Here is a 17,761-nt window from a genome sequence, read left to right on the forward strand (position 1 = left end):
GTATTTCCTCGCAGGTAACTGCAGATATTAGGTGCCGTCATCTGGCAGAAAAACCTTTCCCGCACCATCGAATATCTACTCCTGTCGCAGGCGGTCATCAGAGCAGAAGCATCCTGAGCAGCTTTGCGAAACGGCCCTGGATCGTCCACGAAGACGAATTTGCGGAACAATGCCAGAACATGACCGCTGGCGTCAGGCGTAGCGCCGAAATCCTGCGGCCGCCAGCACTGCGAGAAGAATACTCAAGAAGGAATAGACTCCATCTGCTGCAGCAGCAATGCCGCCTGGGTACGGGTACGAACACCAAGCTTGCGGAAAATCGCTGTAACGTGAGCCTTGATAGTCGCTTCCGAGACATTCAACTCATAAGCGATCTGTTTATTCAGCAGGCCATCGCAGACCATCGTCAGAACACGGAATTGCTGCGGGGTAAGACTGGAGAGACCAGCCGTGACAGCTTTCACTTCATCGGTAATCTGCGCTGTTTCGAGAATCTTCGTCGGCCACCATAGATCACCGTCGAGCACGCTACGCACAGCCTCCTGAATGGTTTCCAAGGGGCTGGATTTAGGAATGAATCCACTGGCACCGAATTCGCGCGCACGCGAAACCACGGCTGGCTCCTCCTGAGCGGAAATCATCACTACGGGAAGATGAGGATACTGGCCACGCAGTAGAACCAGACCGGAAAAACCGTAAGCGCCAGGCATGTTCAGATCCAGCAGCACCAAATCCCAGTCCGAGCGCTCATTCAGGCGACTCTCCAGCTCGGCAATGCTGGCCGCCTCGACCAGGTGCATGTTTGAACCGAATCCCAGCGTCAAGGCTTGGTGCAAGGCGCTTCTGAACAGCGGGTGATCATCAGCAATGAGTATGTCGTACGCAGCCATGGCAGATCCTTTTTTGCGGCATTATTCGCAGAGCCAATCAAATCGCCAGCGACAGCTGAACAGGCCGGCCAGCCGAAAACTCCATGGCAACCATTTACGCATTGCACAGGCCTGCCTGAGCACATCCGAGGCGGCGCAAGCATGCAGACCATGGAATCCGCGGTCAAGCGCTACCCCAATAAGAAAGTCTACGCCACCTGCCAGGCAAAATACCTGAAAACGAGAGAAAGTATCGCAAAGGCTGATATCTAGCAAAAGCCATGACAATAAAGCCCGGTTTCGATCGATTCAGAGTCACTATCGATCACAAAAGCCTCCATCAATCTGATGAAGGCATAACCAAAGCCTTGCCATACCCCTGAATGAACTCAGGGGGCATGCGCTTCGGTTTGCCACTGGACAATTCGATGCAAACAAACGTCGTCAAGGCACGCAGCAAGGTAATACCATCCCTCGGCCTGACCAGTTGGAACTGGCGCCGCATTTTCAAGCGCCGGTCCGAATCGACGATCCAGGTCGCCAGCTTCAAGCGATCACCCAGGTAGGCGCTGGCCAAGTAATCGATTTCATGGCGTAGAACCGCCATGGCCCGGTCCAGGAAACGATAATCGCGGATATCCAGGCCCAGACTGGAGGAATGCATCCAGGCACAACGCTCCAGCCAAGTTACATAAATCACATTGTTGACATGCCCCAAACTATCGATGTGCTCGCTTTCGACCTGGACATCGATAGTGAAGGGGTCGGGCCTGTCCCAAAGCATAGGAAACCTCCCTCGCCAATTGGCTGGTGCCTGGCTAGTTGCTCGATGGCGTTTTACATCGGGGAAAGCAGGGTGATGATTCGAAACTGGCCCGCTTTCGTCTCGCCCCATTCAACCAGCCAAACAAGTCAATTGGTAGTTTGACAGCTGATTACTCAGTATCCATGCGGACAGGTGGACGATTCAACACAAGTCTGAATAACAAAAAGGGTTGCTCCAGATGAGCAACCCTTTGATACCCAAAGCGGGTAAAACTGGCGTCCCCTAGGGGACTCGAACCCCTGTTACCGCCGTGAAAGGGCGGTGTCCTAGGCCACTAGACGAAGGGGACATGACCTTCGAAGGAAAAGGCCAGTACAGCGACTGACCTATCGTGGAATTGGTGGAGCTAGACGGGATCGAACCGTCGACCTCTTGCATGCCATGCAAGCGCTCTCCCAGCTGAGCTATAGCCCCGATTTTGCGTCTCGCGACGGCACAGACGAACTGCTGTGACTTCAAACTGGCGTCCCCTAGGGGACTCGAACCCCTGTTACCGCCGTGAAAGGGCGGTGTCCTAGGCCACTAGACGAAGGGGACGCAAACCCTTCTGCACACGCCTATTCAACATAATGCTGAATACAGGCATATGTCACGAGATTGGTGGAGCTAGACGGGATCGAACCGTCGACCTCTTGCATGCCATGCAAGCGCTCTCCCAGCTGAGCTATAGCCCCATCTCAAGGACGGGGCGCATATTATGGGCGAGCCTTGGTACTGTCAATAGAATTATTCCTTACTCACCTAGCTTTTCAACTCAAGAACAAAGACTTAGGCGGTAGTCAAAATTCGTATCGAGGCCAGAGCCAGTCATCCGCCGTTTCCACGTTGCGACGGGACCCGTTCTGGCGCAAAGCAAGGCGCGGGGAGAGGCTTGGCTGCACCAAACAAACGACACAGCACCATGCCAACCTCATCTTATCAGGGTGCGCTTGCCCCCCCCAAACAGTCGAAAAAAGTTTCCTACGCTATCGAAGCCAGCAGCTTTTCCCATTCATTGGTTTCTTTCTTGGAAGCCCCACCCAGCAACTCAAGCGCTTGGCGCAGGCGGAAACGGGTCAGATCCGGGCCTAGGATCTCCATGGCATCCAAAACCGATACCGAACTCGCCTGACCGGTAATCGCAGCGAACATCAAAGGCATGGCATCGCGCAGTTTGAGTCCCAAATGCTCGGATACGCTTTGGATGCAGCCAGTGATGCGATCTTTTTCCCACTGGCGCAAGGCTTCCAGCTTCCACAGAATCAATTGCAGCAACTGCCGAACCTGATCTGCATCCAGTTTCTTGTGAACGAATAACGCCGGATCGAGATCGAGCGCTCCACGAAAGAAGAATCCGGCTAGAGGCTCGATCTGGCTGAAAGTCTCTACCCTACCCTGCACATGTGGCGTAATTTTCATCAGATATTCGTGATTGAGCGCCCACTTTTGCACTTGCGTTGCGAAAGCATCGACACTCAATTCCCGAATCCATTGACCATTGAGCCAGGACAGCTTTTCCATATCGAAGATCGGTCCGCCCAGCGATACGCGCTGGATATCGAAGTGCTCGATCATCTCTCGGAGGGTAAATTTTTCCCGCTCGTCCGGCATGGACCAGCCCATGCGCCCCAGATAATTCAGCATCGCCTCGGGCAAAAACCCCATGCGCTGGTAAAAAGTGATGGAGGTGGGGTTTTTGCGCTTGGAGAGCTTGCTCTTGTCTGGGTTGCGCAGTAGCGGCATATAGCACAGGGCAGGCTGCTCCCAGCCGAAATACTCGTAGAGTTTGATCAGCTTGGGTGCCGAGGGCAGCCACTCTTCACCACGCAGCACATGGGTGATACCCATCAGGTGGTCGTCAACCACGTTGGCAAGAAAATAGGTGGGCAGGCCGTCGGCCTTCATCAACACCTGCATGTCCATGCGATCCCAGGGAATCTCTACGTCGCCACGCAGCATGTCCGGTACCACGCAGATACCTTCGCTCGGCACTTTCATACGCGTCACATACGACTCACCGGCAGCGATACGGCGCAGCGCCTCGTCGGGCGCAAGATGCATGCAATGTCCGTCGTAGCGCGGCGTTTCCTTCTTGGCCATCTGTTGCGCACGCATCCGCTCCAGGCGCTCGGCAGAACAGAAACAGGGAAACGCATGGCCTTTGGTAACCAGTTCGTCCGAATACTTCTTATAGATATCGCCACGCTCGCTCTGCCGATAGGGGCCATGCGGACCACCCACATCCGGCCCCTCATCCCATTCCAGGCCCAGCCAGCGCAAGGCATCGAAAATCTGCTGCTCCGACTCGCGAGTCGAGCGCAACTGGTCAGTATCTTCGATGCGCAGGATGAACTGACCACCATGCAGGCGGGCAAAACACAGATTGAACAACGCTATATAAGCAGTGCCGACGTGCGGATCACCGGTGGGAGACGGAGCAATGCGGGTACGAACGGTGGTCATCGGGAATCTCGAAACGACTGAAACGAAAGGCGGGATGGTACACCAAGCTGTATGCTTTGCCCTGTCAAGCTTTTCCCGCTTGTTTTACCTAAAACCTGTAGTCCGCTGCTTTTTCATACCTCCAATAACCGTCCGCGCAATGCCTGTATCTGGTCGCGTACCTGCGCGGCGGCTTCGAATTCCAGGTCGCGGGCTAGTTCCAGCATTTTTTCCTCCAGCACCCGGATGCGTTTGGTAATTTCGCTGGACGAACGCAGCTCCTGGGCGTACTTGCCAGCTTCTTCCGCCGCCTTGGCCTGTGCCTTGCGCTTGCCGCTGCGCGAACCGGGCGCGATGGCTCCTTCGAGAATATCGCGGATATCCTTCTTTACGCCGCGCGGCACGATGCCATGTTCCTGGTTGAAAGCCAGTTGCCTGGTACGCCGCCGCTCTGTTTCGTCGATAGCACGCCGCATCGAACCGGTGATGTCATCGGCATAGAGAATCGCCCGGCCGTTGAGGTTGCGGGCGGCACGGCCGATAGTCTGAATCAGCGAACGTTCGGAACGCAGAAAACCTTCTTTATCAGCATCGAGGATCGCCACCAACGATACTTCGGGCATATCCAACCCCTCGCGCAGCAGGTTGATGCCCACCAACACATCAAAGGCCCCCGTACGCAAATCGCGAATGATCTCGACTCGCTCGACGGTGTCGATATCCGAATGCAGGTAACGCACCCGCACATCGTGGTCGCTCAGATAATCGGTCAGATCCTCGGCCATGCGCTTGGTCAGTGTGGTCACCAGCACCCGTTCTGCAACGGCGACACGTTTGTGGATTTCCGATAGCAGATCGTCTACCTGAGTCCTGGCCGGGCGCACTTCGATCTGTGGATCGACCAGGCCGGTCGGTCGGACTACCTGCTCGATCACTCGGCCAGCATGCTCAGCCTCGTAAGGGCCGGGTGTCGCGGAAACAAAAATGGTTTGCGGGACGACCGCCTCCCACTCCTCAAAGCGCATCGGCCGGTTGTCCAGTGCTGAGGGCAAGCGAAAGCCATATTCCACCAGGGTTTCCTTGCGCGATCGGTCACCCTTGTACATGGCACCTATCTGCGGCACGGTGACATGAGATTCGTCGATCACCAGCAGCGCCTGGGCTGGCAAGTAGTCGTAGAGCGTCGGTGGCGGCAGGCCTGGTGCCCGACCGGAAAGATAGCGGGAGTAGTTCTCGATACCGTTGCAGTAACCCAGCTCTAGCATCATTTCCAGATCGAAACGCGTGCGCTGCTCCAGCCGCTGTGCCTCCAGCAATTTACCCTTTGCGCGCAGGCTCTCCAGACGTTCTCGCAGCTCTGCCTTGATCTGCTCGATGGCCTCCAGGATCGTCTCCCGTGGCGTCACGTAGTGGCTTTTAGGATAGAAGGTGAAGCGCGGCAACTTGCGAATCACCTCGCCGGTCAGCGGATCGAAGGCAGCAATGTTTTCCACCTCGTCGTCGAACAACTCGACGCGGATCGCTTCCAGTTCGGATTCGGCCGGATAGATGTCGATCACATCACCGCGCACGCGGAAGCTGGCGCGGGCGAAATCCATATCGTTGCGGGTGTACTGCAACTCCGCCAGGCGGCGCAACAAGGCACGCTGGTCGATGCGGTCGCCGCGATCCAGGTGCAGGACCATCTTCAGGTAGCTGGCCGGATCGCCCAGGCCATAGATGGAGGAAACGGTGGCGACGATGATCGCATCCGGGCGCTCCATCAGTGCCTTGGTCGCCGAGAGGCGCATCTGTTCAATGTGATCGTTGATCGAGGCGTCTTTCTCGATGTAGGTATCCGAGGACGGTACATAGGCTTCCGGCTGGTAGTAGTCGTAGTAGGAAACGAAGTACTCCACCGCGTTGTGCGGAAAGAACGATTTGAACTCGCCGTAGAGCTGCGCGGCCAGGGTCTTGTTCGGTGCCAGCACCAGGGTCGGCCGCTGCATCCGGGAAATGACATTGGCGATGCTGAAGGTCTTGCCCGAACCGGTTACCCCCAGCAGGGTCTGGTGAGAGAGACCTGCCTCGAGCCCTTCGACCATCTGGCGAATGGCTTCCGGTTGATCGCCGGCTGGTGCGAAACGCGTGATCAGTTGGAATTCGGACATATCAACCTCTTGAGTTTTCGGCGCTCGGAAAAGACGGAGCAGCGTAAAACAGCTACTACATGAAATTTCGCCTGTGGATTTCAAGCCGGCGCGCCAGATGGCAGCTCGATGGTTTCATTCCCTGCCGGGAATCTCATACCAAAGTTCCGGACCGAATGCCCACAAATGAACTCCGGCATTATCGCAGTAACCGGATATGGCCGTTATACTGCCGACCATTTGCACATCGCCCTGATATCCGATCAAGCAAGGGTGATGCACCACTCACTCCCTTCTTCAACTCCGAGCTCTTATCATGAGTTTGTTTTCTGCTGTCGAAATGGCGCCCCGCGACCCGATCCTGGGCCTGACCGAAGCCTTCAACGCCGACCCCCGGCCGAACAAGGTCAATCTTGGGGTAGGCGTGTACTACAACGAGGAGGGGCGGATTCCTCTACTGCGCGCGGTAGCCGATGTCGAGAAATCCCGTCTCGAAATCCAGGCACCACGCGGCTATCTACCAGTCGATGGTATCGCTGCCTATTCTACCGTTGTGCAGAAATTGTTATTCGGCCAGAACTCTTCCCTGCTCGAAGAAGGACGAGTGGTCACCGCACAATCCCTGGGTGGTACCGGTGCACTCAAGGTCGGTGCCGATTTTCTCAAGCGCCTGTTGCCGGATGCGACTGTCGCCATCAGCGACCCCAGTTGGGAAAATCATCGCGCCCTGTTCCAATCCGCCGGCTATCCGGTAAAAAACTATCGCTACTATGACGCCAGCAGCCACGATGTCGACCGAACCGGCATGCTCGCCGATCTGAACGAGCTCCCGCCGCGCTCGATCGTCGTGCTACATGCCTGTTGCCACAACCCGACCGGTGTCGACCTGGCCCCGGAGGACTGGAAAAAGATCATCGATGTGCTCAAGGCCCGGGATCATGTTCCCTTCGTGGACATCGCCTACCAGGGCTTTGGTGACGGTATCGAAGAAGATGCCCTCGCCGTCCGGCTATTTGCCGAGTCAGGCATGAGCTTCGTGATTTCCAGCTCATTCTCCAAATCCTTCTCGCTGTATGGCGAGCGGGTCGGCGCGATCTCTCTGGTAACCCAGAATCGCGACGAGTCCGCCCGGGTACTTTCGCAAATCAAACGCGTGATCCGCACCAATTATTCCAACCCACCAATCCATGGTGCCAGTATCGTCTCCAGCGTACTCAACAGCTCTGAGCTGAGAGCAATCTGGGAAGTCGAACTGGCCGAGATGCGCCAGCGCATTCACCGTATACGCCTCGAAATGGTCAGGCAGCTGGCTGCCAAGGGCGTGCAGCAGGATTTCAGCTTTGTCAGCCGCCAACGCGGCATGTTCTCGTTTTCAGGCCTCAATATCGATCAGGTGGATCAACTACGTAACGATTACGGCGTCTATATCGTCGGTACCGGACGTATCTGCGCGGCAGCGCTCAACACTCGGAACCTGGACTACGTTACCGATGCCATCGTTCAGGTTCTTGGTCGACAAGGGTTGACTTCCGTTTAAGAAACAGTAGGATACCGTCCGCTGTTCCGCGATAGCTCAGTCGGTAGAGCAAGTGACTGTTAATCACTGGGTCCCTGGTTCGAGTCCAGGTCGCGGAGCCAGACAAGGTTCCAGAGAAGGCTTCCAAAATCTCTGAAACCCCCGAAAAACCCGCCTTCTGGCGGGTTTTTTCGTTTTGGCGTTCTGTCGAATTCTGGTGGGTGCTAGCAATTTTAAGGGTAGAGTTTGGGATAAAGATCAGTTCGATAAAAGGGATTACCCTTATGTCGCGCACTCCTCTGATATGACTTAAACGGTTAAAAGTACGCACTTACGAGATGAGCGATGGCTCGACTGCAATCGCGATTTTTCCTTGAATGCCATTGTTGGGACTCTCCAACCGGGCATGGGCGAGCGCAATGTCGGCAAGCGAGTAGACCGCGCCAACATGTGGCCGCAGCTGACCGCGCGCTACCAATGCGCTCAGTTCATCAAGCTTGCCGCGGTTCTGTCTGGTGAAAACGAAGTGATAACTGGCGTTCTTACCCCAGGCCTGCACGAGGTTTTGTGGCTGGGCAATGTCCACAATCGAGACCACGCGACCAAGTTGTGCGAGCGCGTCGGCGCTACGCGACAATGTGTTGCCGCCGATGGTGTCGAACACCACATCGACGCCGTGGCCACCGGTTTCCCGCAGGATGGCGTCGACGTAATCCTCTTTCTTGTAGTCGATGACCACATCGGCACCCAGACTCCGTGCGAACTCGAAGTTTGCTTCGCGCACGGTGGTGAACACCCTGGCGCCCATGGCTTTTGCCAACTGGATCGCCACATGACCGACGCCTCCCGCGCCGCCATGCACCAGGATGCTCTCCCCCACTCTGAGCGCCGCACGCACGACCAATGCTTCCCACGCTGTCCCGCCAACCAGGGTCAGGCTGGCCGCCTCGAGATGGCTCAGCGCCGGAGGCTTCTTCCCGATAATGCTTTCGGCAGCAACGTGGTACTCGGCATAACTTCCTGGTCCGTCAAATATTTGCGGGGTGTACCAGACTTCGTCTCCCGGAGCGAAGGTCGTCACACCCGGTCCAACTTCTTCGATAACGCCCGATACGTCGTGTCCGGTAATGGCCGGCAGTTGCACCAAGTCGGGATAATCGCCACGTCGAACCTGATAATCCAAGGGGTTGATGGAGGTTGCGTGTACTCGCACCAGGACTTGTCCCGCACGCGGCACTGGCTTGGGCACGTCGCAGAGTTCGAACGATTCCGGGCCGCCAAATGATTTAAGCATTATCGCTTTCATTAAAAATCCTCGTATCGACAAAAATGGATATCGGGATATATCGATATAATGCAGTAAAAAAATTACAGACCTTTCCCTATGATCTCGGCAAGCGCACTGATGGTTGCTTCATTGCGCTTGTAGTAGGTCCACTGACCGATGCGCCTGACTTCGACCAAGCCCACTCGTTGCAGAGTTGCAGATAACCAGACACCGTTGACTGCGACAGCCCGATACCTTCTTGAATACTACTGACGCAGACCCCCACCGTGAGAACGTCACCTTCATCCTGCGGAGGGAAGTTCTTTACGGGGTCCTTCAAGCCTTTCAAGATTTCAAGGCGTGTAGGGTTTGAGAGGGCTTTGAATATTTCGATCAATTCCATAACCTGATCACATCGAGATTTACCGATATGTCAATACAAGAATCAACCGCCGTTATTTAGAGTCAGCCCGACTCTGTAGCAACTCTCAAATTTGCAAGCCTCCCGAAGGGGAGGACTTGTATTCCAGCTTCACGCCGCTCAATGAGCCTTTCGCATAAAACGCTGTTCGGATCGTCCTAATAATCCCCAGACCGTTGACACTGCGTGTGGCCACTGCGAGCGTGAAACGCCAACGTTTCGGGCTATTACCGGCAAAATCCTGCACAATTAGATCAAGCTGACGATCAATGCGCACGACTACTCGCTCATGCGCGACTATCACAAGCCGAGACTAGACCGACTGACTGCTTTTGGGCCGATTGCTGCCTGTCACGACTGACCAGTCCGGGTTGCTCACTGCCGATCACCTTCTCTACGAGTATCGGTCAAGCCGGATGCAAAAGATGGTCAGCATCAATGCCATTGATTGGCCGGTAGGAATGCAAACTACGAATCAAAACCTGTCGAAATTCAGGACGTCTTTCTCAATACCTAAACTACCCAACTAAAGTCCGTTTCGGACGGACACAGTGATCACGAGGAACGAACTACTGCACTGATCGGTAGACGGGACGGACGCAACTGCCGTGCTCATGGGGATCCAAAGAGTTCGCATAGAATCAGGGCTTAATTAGGATAACCGTAGGGATAAAGATTTTAGAAATCGGAAAAATTTCATTTGAAAACAGGTGCTTACCCTTCTATTTGAGTCCAGGCCGCGGAGCCATCCTCAAACCGGAGTGCACATGTGCATTCCGGTTTCCCCGCTCAAAGCCACGCTCAGCGTTGCAACCCTGCCCGCCCTATCCTGGCAAACCCGCTCATTACGTGGAAGTATCGGCGTTCAAGTCCCCACAGGACCGAGGGCTGTGCCGCATATTCTCCCAGCGAGCCGGCCAGGCTGACACCCAGCGCGAAAGAACCTCCAGATCATCCAGCGGCAAACGCTCCACATCCGGCGGAAGCTCAATGTCCTCATTCGAAGCCACGGCTCGAATCCAGCCATCCGCCCTGGCGTGAAGTGGATGTCCGAGAACCGGGCGATGAAGTTCAAGCTTGGGCAAGGGCCACGACTTGAATCCCTCGATCAGGATCATGTCTGGCGCCGACAACAGCGCATACTCGATCAAGACGGACAGATTCAAGTCATGTTGCCCTGGGGTTTCCATCATGACGGCAAAACGGTGTTGCGACGCAACGATGGTCGGGGCGGCTCCCGCCTGGCGGAAACGGTAGCTGTCCTTGCCCGCCGTATCGACATCGAACTGATGATGAGCATGTTTGATGACCGCTACTCTCAAGCCTTTTTGTACCAGCAATGGCAACAGCCCCTCGATCAGGGTGGTTTTGCCGGTGCCACTGTAAGCGACGACACCTAGCAACGGTGTTTGATAGAGCGCTGCATCAAAATCTGTCATACCGCTCCAGATGTGTTGCCAGTCATAGTCAAGCAGAGAAACAGGTGCGTGGTTTTATCATAAAAAGCGCCATGTTTTTAAACCCGCTGTCGATAGTGAAATTCAAAAAGGGCAATCGGACAGGCATCCACGCCAGAGGAGATTGCGCTACGCATTGTCTGGAACTGGAAAGAGGACTCACGGGAGGTTGGCTTGGCTTGGCTCGATAATGCGCCGCCAAGGCCCTGCAAAAATCTCTGCTGCAGAGAAACCGGTTATCTGAAAACAGCTTCCGGATGATGGCCAGCACGCCCATAGACGGCATCGATTACCAGATCAACACTGGCGATTGGACATGCAGCGCAGGCTGCACTTAGGCTTGACCACAAGTGCCATATAGAATTCAGAAAAATTTGTCCATGACCCCGATCAACACTTCATCTTCTGGATCGACGCCCATGTCCCTTTACTCTCCACCCGAAATTGCCGAACTGGCCATTAGTGCAGGCGAGAAGAAAAGCCGCATGCTCCTCCTGCCGATGCTCATCCTGGGCTTCCTGGCTGGCGCATTCATTGCCATCGGCTTTCTACTCGATATTCGCGTCATTGGCACCTTACCCACCGAATGGGGTTCGTTCTCGGCCTTTCTTGGCGCTGCGGTGTTTCCGGTCGGTCTGATCCTGACGATCATCGCCGGCGGTGAACTACTGACCGGCAACATGATGACCTTGCCGATGGCCCTGTTTGCCCGCCGCATCGTCGTTGGCGCCGTGATCCGAAACTGGGGAGTGATCACGCTCGCCAACTTCGCCGGCGCCATTGCCGTGGCCTACTTCTTCGGTCATGTCCTGGGCCTGACCGAAGGCGCCTTCCTGGCCAAGACCGTCGGCATCGCACAGGCCAAGGTCAACGACAGCTTCATGCATGCGTTCATTTCCGGTATCGGCTGTAACTGGCTGGTCTGCCTGGGCGTATGGCTCGGCTACGCCAGCAAGGATGTTGCCGGCAAGGTTCTCGGTATCTGGTTCCCGGTAATGGCGTTCGTCGCGATCGGTTTCCAGCACGTCGTCGCCAATATGTTTGTCGTTCCGGCCGCAATCTTTGCCGGCGCGGTAACCTGGAGCCAATATCTGCCCAACTTTGTCTCCGTGTTTCTCGGCAATGCCGCAGGCGGTGCCCTGTTCGTCGGCCTCGCGTATTACCTGGCCTATAAACCACAGGCCAGCGCCGCCACGGCAGCCATCACCACGGCAACCACCGCGCTGCACCACAAGAGCCCTTTGTCAATCCCACCACATGAAACATCCTTGACCTCATCTGTCAACGCAGGCGAAAGCCAAAGCGCATAAACGAAACAAATAAGCGATACTCGCCGCTACGCCCGATACCCCGCTCGCCGGGGTATCGGGCGTTTCAGGGCAACAACCTGCCGCATCGGCCATCCCTACAGAACCTGGAGCAAAACAGGGTATGGCTAGCATGGCGCGCTGAAACTGGCCAAATCGGGCAAGAAGCATGGATATCAAACAACTACAGTTTCTCTGCGCACTCGATCACTACGGTCACTTCAGCCATGCGGCCGATGCCTGTCATGTAACCCAGCCGACTCTGTCAATGCGCCTCAAGCGCCTTGAAGAAGAGCTGGGCGTGCCGCTGGTGCTGCGCAACCAGCGCTTCGAGGGCTTCACGCCCGAAGGCAAGCGCCTGCTGGCCTGGGCGCGCCAGGTGGTCAACGCCTACGACGGGATGAAAACCGAGGCCAATCGCCTCAAGGGCACACTGGTCGGCACCTTGCGCATCGGCATGGTGCCACTCAGCCATGTCTGCCTGCTGCCGCTGCTCAAACTGCTGCGTGAACAAGCGCCGCAGGTGCGCTATCAACTGCATGCACTGAGCTCCGGCAGTATTCTCGAACGGATCGACAACAACACCCTCGATGTGGGGCTCACCTACCTGCCGCAGATCGAGACCGACCGCTGCCGCATCCTGCCATTGGGCAGTCCCGCCATCGGCCTGCTTTACCATCCGGCACTGTTCGAGTTTACCGAGGGTGACGGCCCACTCGACTGGAATCGTATCGCCGAGGTGCCACTGGGACTGCTGAGCACATCGATGCGTTTCCGCCAGGGGATCGACAGCAGTGCCGCGGCGCATGGTGTTGTACTACAGCCAGTGATCGAATCCGACGCCGTCGACCACCTCATTGAGTGCGTAAACACCGGATTGTGCTGCACGCTCATCCCCCTGCCAGCCCCTACCTCTCCCCTGTTCGACCAACTCCGCGTCGAACCACTCGCGGTCGCCTTGAACCAATTACCACTGGCGCTGATCTGCCGCAGCAGCGAGCTCAACCCCCTGACCCGCGCCCTGATGCAGCAAGCCGAGCAGTGGATCAATGCGCAAAACTTCAAGACACAGGTCCTGCCGGATGTCTTCTGCTCGATATTTTCCGAGTGACACCTCGCACCCTTCATAGATAGCGTCGATCACCGGATCAACACTGGCGATTGGACGCACAGCACAGGCAGGACTTAGGCTTTACTGCAAGAGCCCTATAGCATTCAGCCAAGTCTGTCCATGATCTCAATCAATATTCCACCAGCCACCGCAGAACCAAGCGAAACCTTGCACTATGACGGAATGGCAAGCAGCGACTATCTGGACATGCATACCCGGCAGCAGGCCAGTGCCCAACTGATCGAAGAGATGCCGCTGGCGATCAGCTACAACGGCCTCGGTCACGCCGTGATGATGGTGACCCCCCGGGATCTGGAAGACTTCCTGTTCGGCTTCTCCCTGAGCGAAGGCGTGATAAACAGCGCCGATGAGATCCGCGACTGGTCCATCGAGGCAGCGCCCCTTTCCTGCCATCTGGATACATCTGCGGCCACCGCGCTTGCCGCCGACATCCACCTCAGTCCCCGTGTGCTGGACAGCCTCAAGCAAACCCGCAAGCGCCGCCAGGGCGCCACCGGCTGCGGTATCTGCGGCATCGAATCGCTCGACGAGGCGATGCCGCCACTGCCCAGACTGGAGGCCAGCCCGCCGCCGCCACTCAGCCAGCTTGAACCGCTGCGCGACTACCTGTTCAGCCAACAAACACTCGGTGGCCAGGCCGGGGCGATCCATGCGGCGGCGCTGCTGGACCCCGACGGCCAATTGTTGGCCTGCCGCGAGGATATCGGCCGGCACAACGCGCTGGACAAACTGATCGGCGCGAGCCTGCGGGCACGGCGCGACCTGCGCGGCCATGCCGCCGTGATGAGCAGCCGCTGCAGCACCGAACTGATCCAGAAGGCACTGCGCGCCGGCCTCTCGACCCTGATCCATCTCGCCTCGCCGAGCGTGCTGGCCGTGCAACTGGCGCGCCGGCAAGGCCTGAACCTGATCCACCTGCCCAGACACAGCGGACCACGCCTCTACGCCGGCGCCGCGCTCGACACGGCGCCCTGCGCGCACAAGGAGACCCCATGAGCGAAAAACACGCAACCGACGCCTACTACAAACCCTACGACGGCCCGGCGGGCGGCTGGGGCGCGCTCAAATCGACCCAGCACTTCTGGCTGAGCAGCGGCAACGCCACCCGCAACGTCCGCACTCTGCTCAACACCAACCAGCCGCACGGCTTCGACTGCCCGGGCTGCGCCTGGGGCGAGCAGCACAAGCCTGGCATGGTGCGTTTTTGCGAGAACGGCGCCAAGGCGGTCAACTGGGAAGCCACCGGCCGCACCGTGGATGCGGCCTTCTTCGCCAAGCACAGCGTCAGCGCGCTCTACGCGCAGAGCGACTACTTCCTGGAATACCAAGGTCGCCTCACCGAACCGATGCGCTACAACCCGAATACCGATCACTACGAACCGATCGCCTGGGACGACGCCTTCGCGCTGATCGGCGAGACCCTGCGCGGGCTCGATTCGCCCGACCAGGTGGAGTTCTACACTTCGGGACGCGCCAGCAACGAAGCGGCCTTCCTTTATCAGTTGTTCGCCCGCGCCTACGGTACCAACAACTTTCCCGACTGTTCCAACATGTGCCATGAAGCGAGCGGCTACGGCTTGATCAGCAGCATCGGCATCGGCAAGGGCACCGTCTCCATCGACGACTTCGAACAAGCCGACGCAGTGTTCGTGTTCGGCCAGAACCCCGGCACCAACCACCCGCGCATGCTCGACACCCTGCGCGACGTGATCAAGCACGGCAAGCAGGTGCTCTGCTTCAACACCCTCAAAGAGCGTGGCCTGGAGCGCTTCCAGCACCCGCAGAACCCGCTGGAGATGCTGACCAACGGCTTCACCCCGCTCAACACCGCCTACTTCACCCCCAAGCTCGGCGGCGACATGGCGGCGGTGCGCGGCATCGTCAAGGTGCTGATCGCACTCGAGGAAGAAGCCCAGCAACGTGGCGAACAGGTGTTCGACCATGCCTTCATCGCCGAACACACCCAGGGCATGGACGACTACCTTGCCCAGGTGAAAGCCACCTCCTGGGAAAAGATCCTCGAACAGTCCGGCCTCACCCGCGAGGAAATCGTCAGTGCCGCCCAAGTCTATGCCAAGGCCGACAGCGTGATCTGCACCTGGGCGATGGGCGTCACCCAGCACAAGCACTCCGTGCCCACCGTCCACGAGATCGTCAACCTGCTGCTGCTGCGCGGCAACCTCGGCAAGCCCGGCGCCGGCGCCTGCCCGGTGCGCGGCCACAGCAACGTGCAGGGCGACCGTACCATGGGGATCAACGAGAAACCCGCCGCTGCCCTGCTGGACAAGCTCGCCGAACGCTTCGGCTTCGAGCCGCCGCGCAACCACGGCCATGCGGTGGTGCCGGCGATCCACGCCATGCTGGAAGGCAAAAGTCGGGTCTTCATCGGCCTCGGCGGCAACTTCGCCGCAGCGACACCCGATACCCCCGCTACCGAGCAAGCGCTGCGCAATTGCGACCTCACCGTGCAGATCAGCACCAAGCTGAACCGCTCGCACCTGGTCACCGGCAAGAACGCGCTGATCCTGCCCTGCCTGGGCCGCACCGACATCGACATGCAGGCCACTGGCTCGCAACACGTAACGGTCGAGGACTCTTTCAGCATGGTGCACGCCTCCAGCGGCGTGCTGGAGCCGCTCTCCCTGGAAATGCGCTCGGAACCGGCGATCATCGCCGGCATGGCCAAGGCGACCCTGGGCAACCACCCGGTGAACTGGATGGAGTTGATCGAGGATTACGATCGCATCCGCGACCTGATCGCCGAAGTGATTCCCGGCTTTACCGATTTCAACCAGCAGATCGCCCAGCCCGGCGGCTTCTACCTCGGCAACAGCGCCCGCGAGCACCGCTGGAACACTCCGGCCAGCAAGGCGATCATGCATAGCCATGAGCTGCCCCGGCACATCCTCCACGATGCCGCAGCCGAGCACCTGACCGATGCCACGCTGATCATGCAGACCCTGCGCTCCCACGATCAATACAACACCACCATCTACGGCCTGAACGACCGCTATCGCGGTATCAAGAACGAACGCAAGGTGGTCTTCATCAACCCCGCCGACCTGGAGCGCCTGGGGTTCAGCGAGGGTCAGGAAGTGAGCATCCGCTCGGTCTGGAACGACGGCCAGGAGCGTCGCGTCGACGGCTTCAAACTGGTGCCCTACAGCATCCCGGCCGGCAACGTCGCCGCCTACTACCCGGAAACTAACCCACTGGTACCGCTGACCAGCGTTGGCGATTACAGCAACACGCCGACCTCGAAAAGCATCGCAGTAGTCCTGGAACCTCATCAAAGCGCCCGGATCGCCTGACAACCGTCCGAATCGCTGGTTTTTTCGGGCGGCGGCGGACAACCGCCCCGCCTCCGACCCTGGAAAGGAGCTACGCTTGATTCTTCACGATAACTGGGGTCGGCAGTTCCGTTATCTACGGCTGTCCCTGACCGACGTCTGCAACATGCGCTGCGACTACTGCCTGCCGGACGGTTACCAGCGTACCCATGACGACAGCTTCCTCGACACCGCCGAGGCGGTCCGGCTGGTCGCGGCCTTCGCCCGCCTGGGCACCCGCAAGCTGCGCCTGACCGGCGGCGAGCCGACACTGCGCCGGGACCTGCCGGAGATCATCCGGCGCGGCAAGCAGCTGCCGGGCATCGAAACCGTCGCCGTCACCACCAACGGGCTGAAACTGGGCCGACACCTGGAGTCTTGGCGCGAGGCTGGCCTGGATCAGATCAATGTGTCCGTCGACAGCCTGACACCCGGCAATTTCGCCCTGATCACCGGCCACGACCGGTTGCAGCAAATCCTCCAGGACATCGACCAGGCCCTTGCCGACAACTGGCGGCTGAAAGTCAATGCGGTGCTGATCCGCGGGCAGAACGACCGCGAACTGCCCGCCTTCCTGCACTGGCTGCGCGAGCGGCCGCTGACCCTGCGCTTCATCGAACTGATGCGCACCAACGATAACGCCGACTACTACCAGCGCCACCACCTGCGCGGCGAAACCTGGCTGCGGCAACTGGTCCAGCAGGGCTGGGAAGAGCTGGAGCGCAAGGAGGACGCCGGTCCGGCGCGGGAGTTCCGTCATCCGGACTATGCCGGGCGCATCGGTTTCATCCTGCCCTATGCCTCCCACTTCTGCGCCAGTTGCAACCGCCTGCGCGTCTCGGCCCGTGGCGACCTGCACCTGTGCCTGTTCACCGAACAGGGCTACAGCCTGCGCGACCTGCTCCAGCACGACGACCAGCAGGACGAACTCTGCGCGCGCCTGCAGCGCCTGCTCGAAAACAAAGGCGAACACCACCCGCTGCTGGCCGAACAGAGCGGCGGCAACCGCCACTTCGCGGCGATCGGGGGCTAGGGCGTGTTATCAATTGCCCTCCCGATTGCGTTGCCGCCTGAAAACGGGCCAGGC

13 protein-coding genes, 5 tRNA genes and 1 pseudogene are annotated in these 17,761 nt (G+C 58.1%); 7 read left to right on the forward strand and 12 right to left on the reverse strand.

Annotated features, from left to right (window positions below):
- Positions 1-242 precede the first annotated feature (242 nt).
- From erdR to uvrB, 8 genes are all read right to left on the reverse strand, one after another.
- Positions 243-890 (reverse strand): response regulator transcription factor ErdR, encoded by a 648-nt coding sequence (erdR, locus tag FHR87_RS01515; protein ID WP_183164917.1) that lies wholly within the window; start codon positions 888-890, stop codon positions 243-245.
- A 319-nt stretch (positions 891-1,209) separates the two neighbouring features.
- On the reverse strand, positions 1,210-1,653 hold the full coding sequence (locus tag FHR87_RS01520) for an acyl-CoA thioesterase (protein WP_183164918.1): 444 nt from the start codon (positions 1,651-1,653) through the stop codon (positions 1,210-1,212).
- A gap of 255 nt (positions 1,654-1,908) precedes the next feature.
- Positions 1,909-1,984: transfer RNA gene (locus FHR87_RS01525), tRNA-Glu, on the reverse strand.
- A gap of 49 nt (positions 1,985-2,033) precedes the next feature.
- Positions 2,034-2,109 (reverse strand) — tRNA-Ala (locus FHR87_RS01530).
- Between the two features lie 47 nt (positions 2,110-2,156).
- Positions 2,157-2,232: transfer RNA gene (locus tag FHR87_RS01535), tRNA-Glu, on the reverse strand.
- 61 nt (positions 2,233-2,293) lie between these two features.
- Positions 2,294-2,369, reverse strand: a tRNA-Ala gene (locus FHR87_RS01540).
- A gap of 286 nt (positions 2,370-2,655) precedes the next feature.
- Entirely contained in the window at positions 2,656-4,137 is a 1,482-nt protein-coding gene (gene gltX, locus FHR87_RS01545; protein WP_183164919.1) for a glutamate--tRNA ligase, read from the reverse strand.
- 113 nt (positions 4,138-4,250) lie between these two features.
- A complete protein-coding gene (gene uvrB, locus FHR87_RS01550) occupies positions 4,251-6,266 on the reverse strand; it encodes an excinuclease ABC subunit UvrB (RefSeq protein ID WP_183164920.1) in 2,016 nt (671 codons plus the stop codon).
- 295 nt (positions 6,267-6,561) lie between these two features.
- Between uvrB and FHR87_RS01555 the strand changes: the two genes are divergently transcribed.
- Entirely contained in the window at positions 6,562-7,782 is a 1,221-nt protein-coding gene (locus FHR87_RS01555; protein ID WP_183164921.1) for an amino acid aminotransferase, read from the forward strand.
- 25 nt (positions 7,783-7,807) lie between these two features.
- Positions 7,808-7,883 (forward strand) — tRNA-Asn (locus tag FHR87_RS01560).
- A gap of 209 nt (positions 7,884-8,092) precedes the next feature.
- Here FHR87_RS01560 and FHR87_RS01565 read toward each other — a convergent pair.
- The 4 genes and pseudogenes from FHR87_RS01565 to mobB form a co-directional block, all read right to left on the reverse strand.
- Entirely contained in the window at positions 8,093-9,067 is a 975-nt protein-coding gene (locus tag FHR87_RS01565; RefSeq protein WP_183164922.1) for a zinc-dependent alcohol dehydrogenase family protein, read from the reverse strand.
- A gap of 62 nt (positions 9,068-9,129) precedes the next feature.
- Positions 9,130-9,431: pseudogene (locus FHR87_RS01570) on the reverse strand (ArsR/SmtB family transcription factor).
- Between the two features lie 85 nt (positions 9,432-9,516).
- Positions 9,517-9,726 (reverse strand): hypothetical protein, encoded by a 210-nt coding sequence (locus FHR87_RS01575; protein WP_183164923.1) that lies wholly within the window; start codon positions 9,724-9,726, stop codon positions 9,517-9,519.
- A 568-nt stretch (positions 9,727-10,294) separates the two neighbouring features.
- Positions 10,295-10,888: a molybdopterin-guanine dinucleotide biosynthesis protein B gene (gene mobB, locus FHR87_RS01580; RefSeq protein ID WP_183164924.1), complete on the reverse strand. Its 594-nt coding sequence runs from the start codon at positions 10,886-10,888 to the stop codon at positions 10,295-10,297.
- 437 nt (positions 10,889-11,325) lie between these two features.
- Here mobB and FHR87_RS01585 point away from each other — a divergent pair, with 437 nt between their 5' ends.
- The 5 genes from FHR87_RS01585 (at position 11,326) to moaA (ending at position 17,707) form a co-directional block, all read left to right on the forward strand.
- Positions 11,326-12,216, forward strand: a complete 891-nt coding sequence (locus FHR87_RS01585; RefSeq protein ID WP_183164925.1) for a formate/nitrite transporter family protein — start codon at positions 11,326-11,328, stop codon at positions 12,214-12,216.
- A gap of 166 nt (positions 12,217-12,382) precedes the next feature.
- Complete coding sequence (locus FHR87_RS01590) at positions 12,383-13,324, forward strand: LysR family transcriptional regulator (protein ID WP_183164926.1); 942 nt, start codon at positions 12,383-12,385, stop codon at positions 13,322-13,324.
- 120 nt (positions 13,325-13,444) lie between these two features.
- Positions 13,445-14,341, forward strand: coding sequence for a formate dehydrogenase accessory sulfurtransferase FdhD (gene fdhD, locus FHR87_RS01595; protein ID WP_183164927.1), 897 nt, complete (start codon positions 13,445-13,447; stop codon positions 14,339-14,341).
- Positions 14,338-16,656 carry an FdhF/YdeP family oxidoreductase gene (locus FHR87_RS01600; RefSeq protein ID WP_183164928.1) on the forward strand — a complete coding sequence of 773 codons (2,319 nt, stop codon included), beginning with the start codon at positions 14,338-14,340 and terminating at the stop codon, positions 16,654-16,656. The genes fdhD and FHR87_RS01600 overlap by 4 nt, the downstream gene beginning before the upstream one ends.
- Positions 16,657-16,732: 76 nt before the next feature.
- Positions 16,733-17,707 (forward strand): GTP 3',8-cyclase MoaA, encoded by a 975-nt coding sequence (gene moaA, locus FHR87_RS01605; RefSeq protein ID WP_183164929.1) that lies wholly within the window; start codon positions 16,733-16,735, stop codon positions 17,705-17,707.
- The last annotated feature ends 54 nt before the right edge of the window (positions 17,708-17,761 follow it).

This window comes from Azomonas macrocytogenes (genome assembly GCF_014191985.1).
GTDB lineage: Bacteria > Pseudomonadota > Gammaproteobacteria > Pseudomonadales > Pseudomonadaceae > Azomonas > Azomonas macrocytogenes.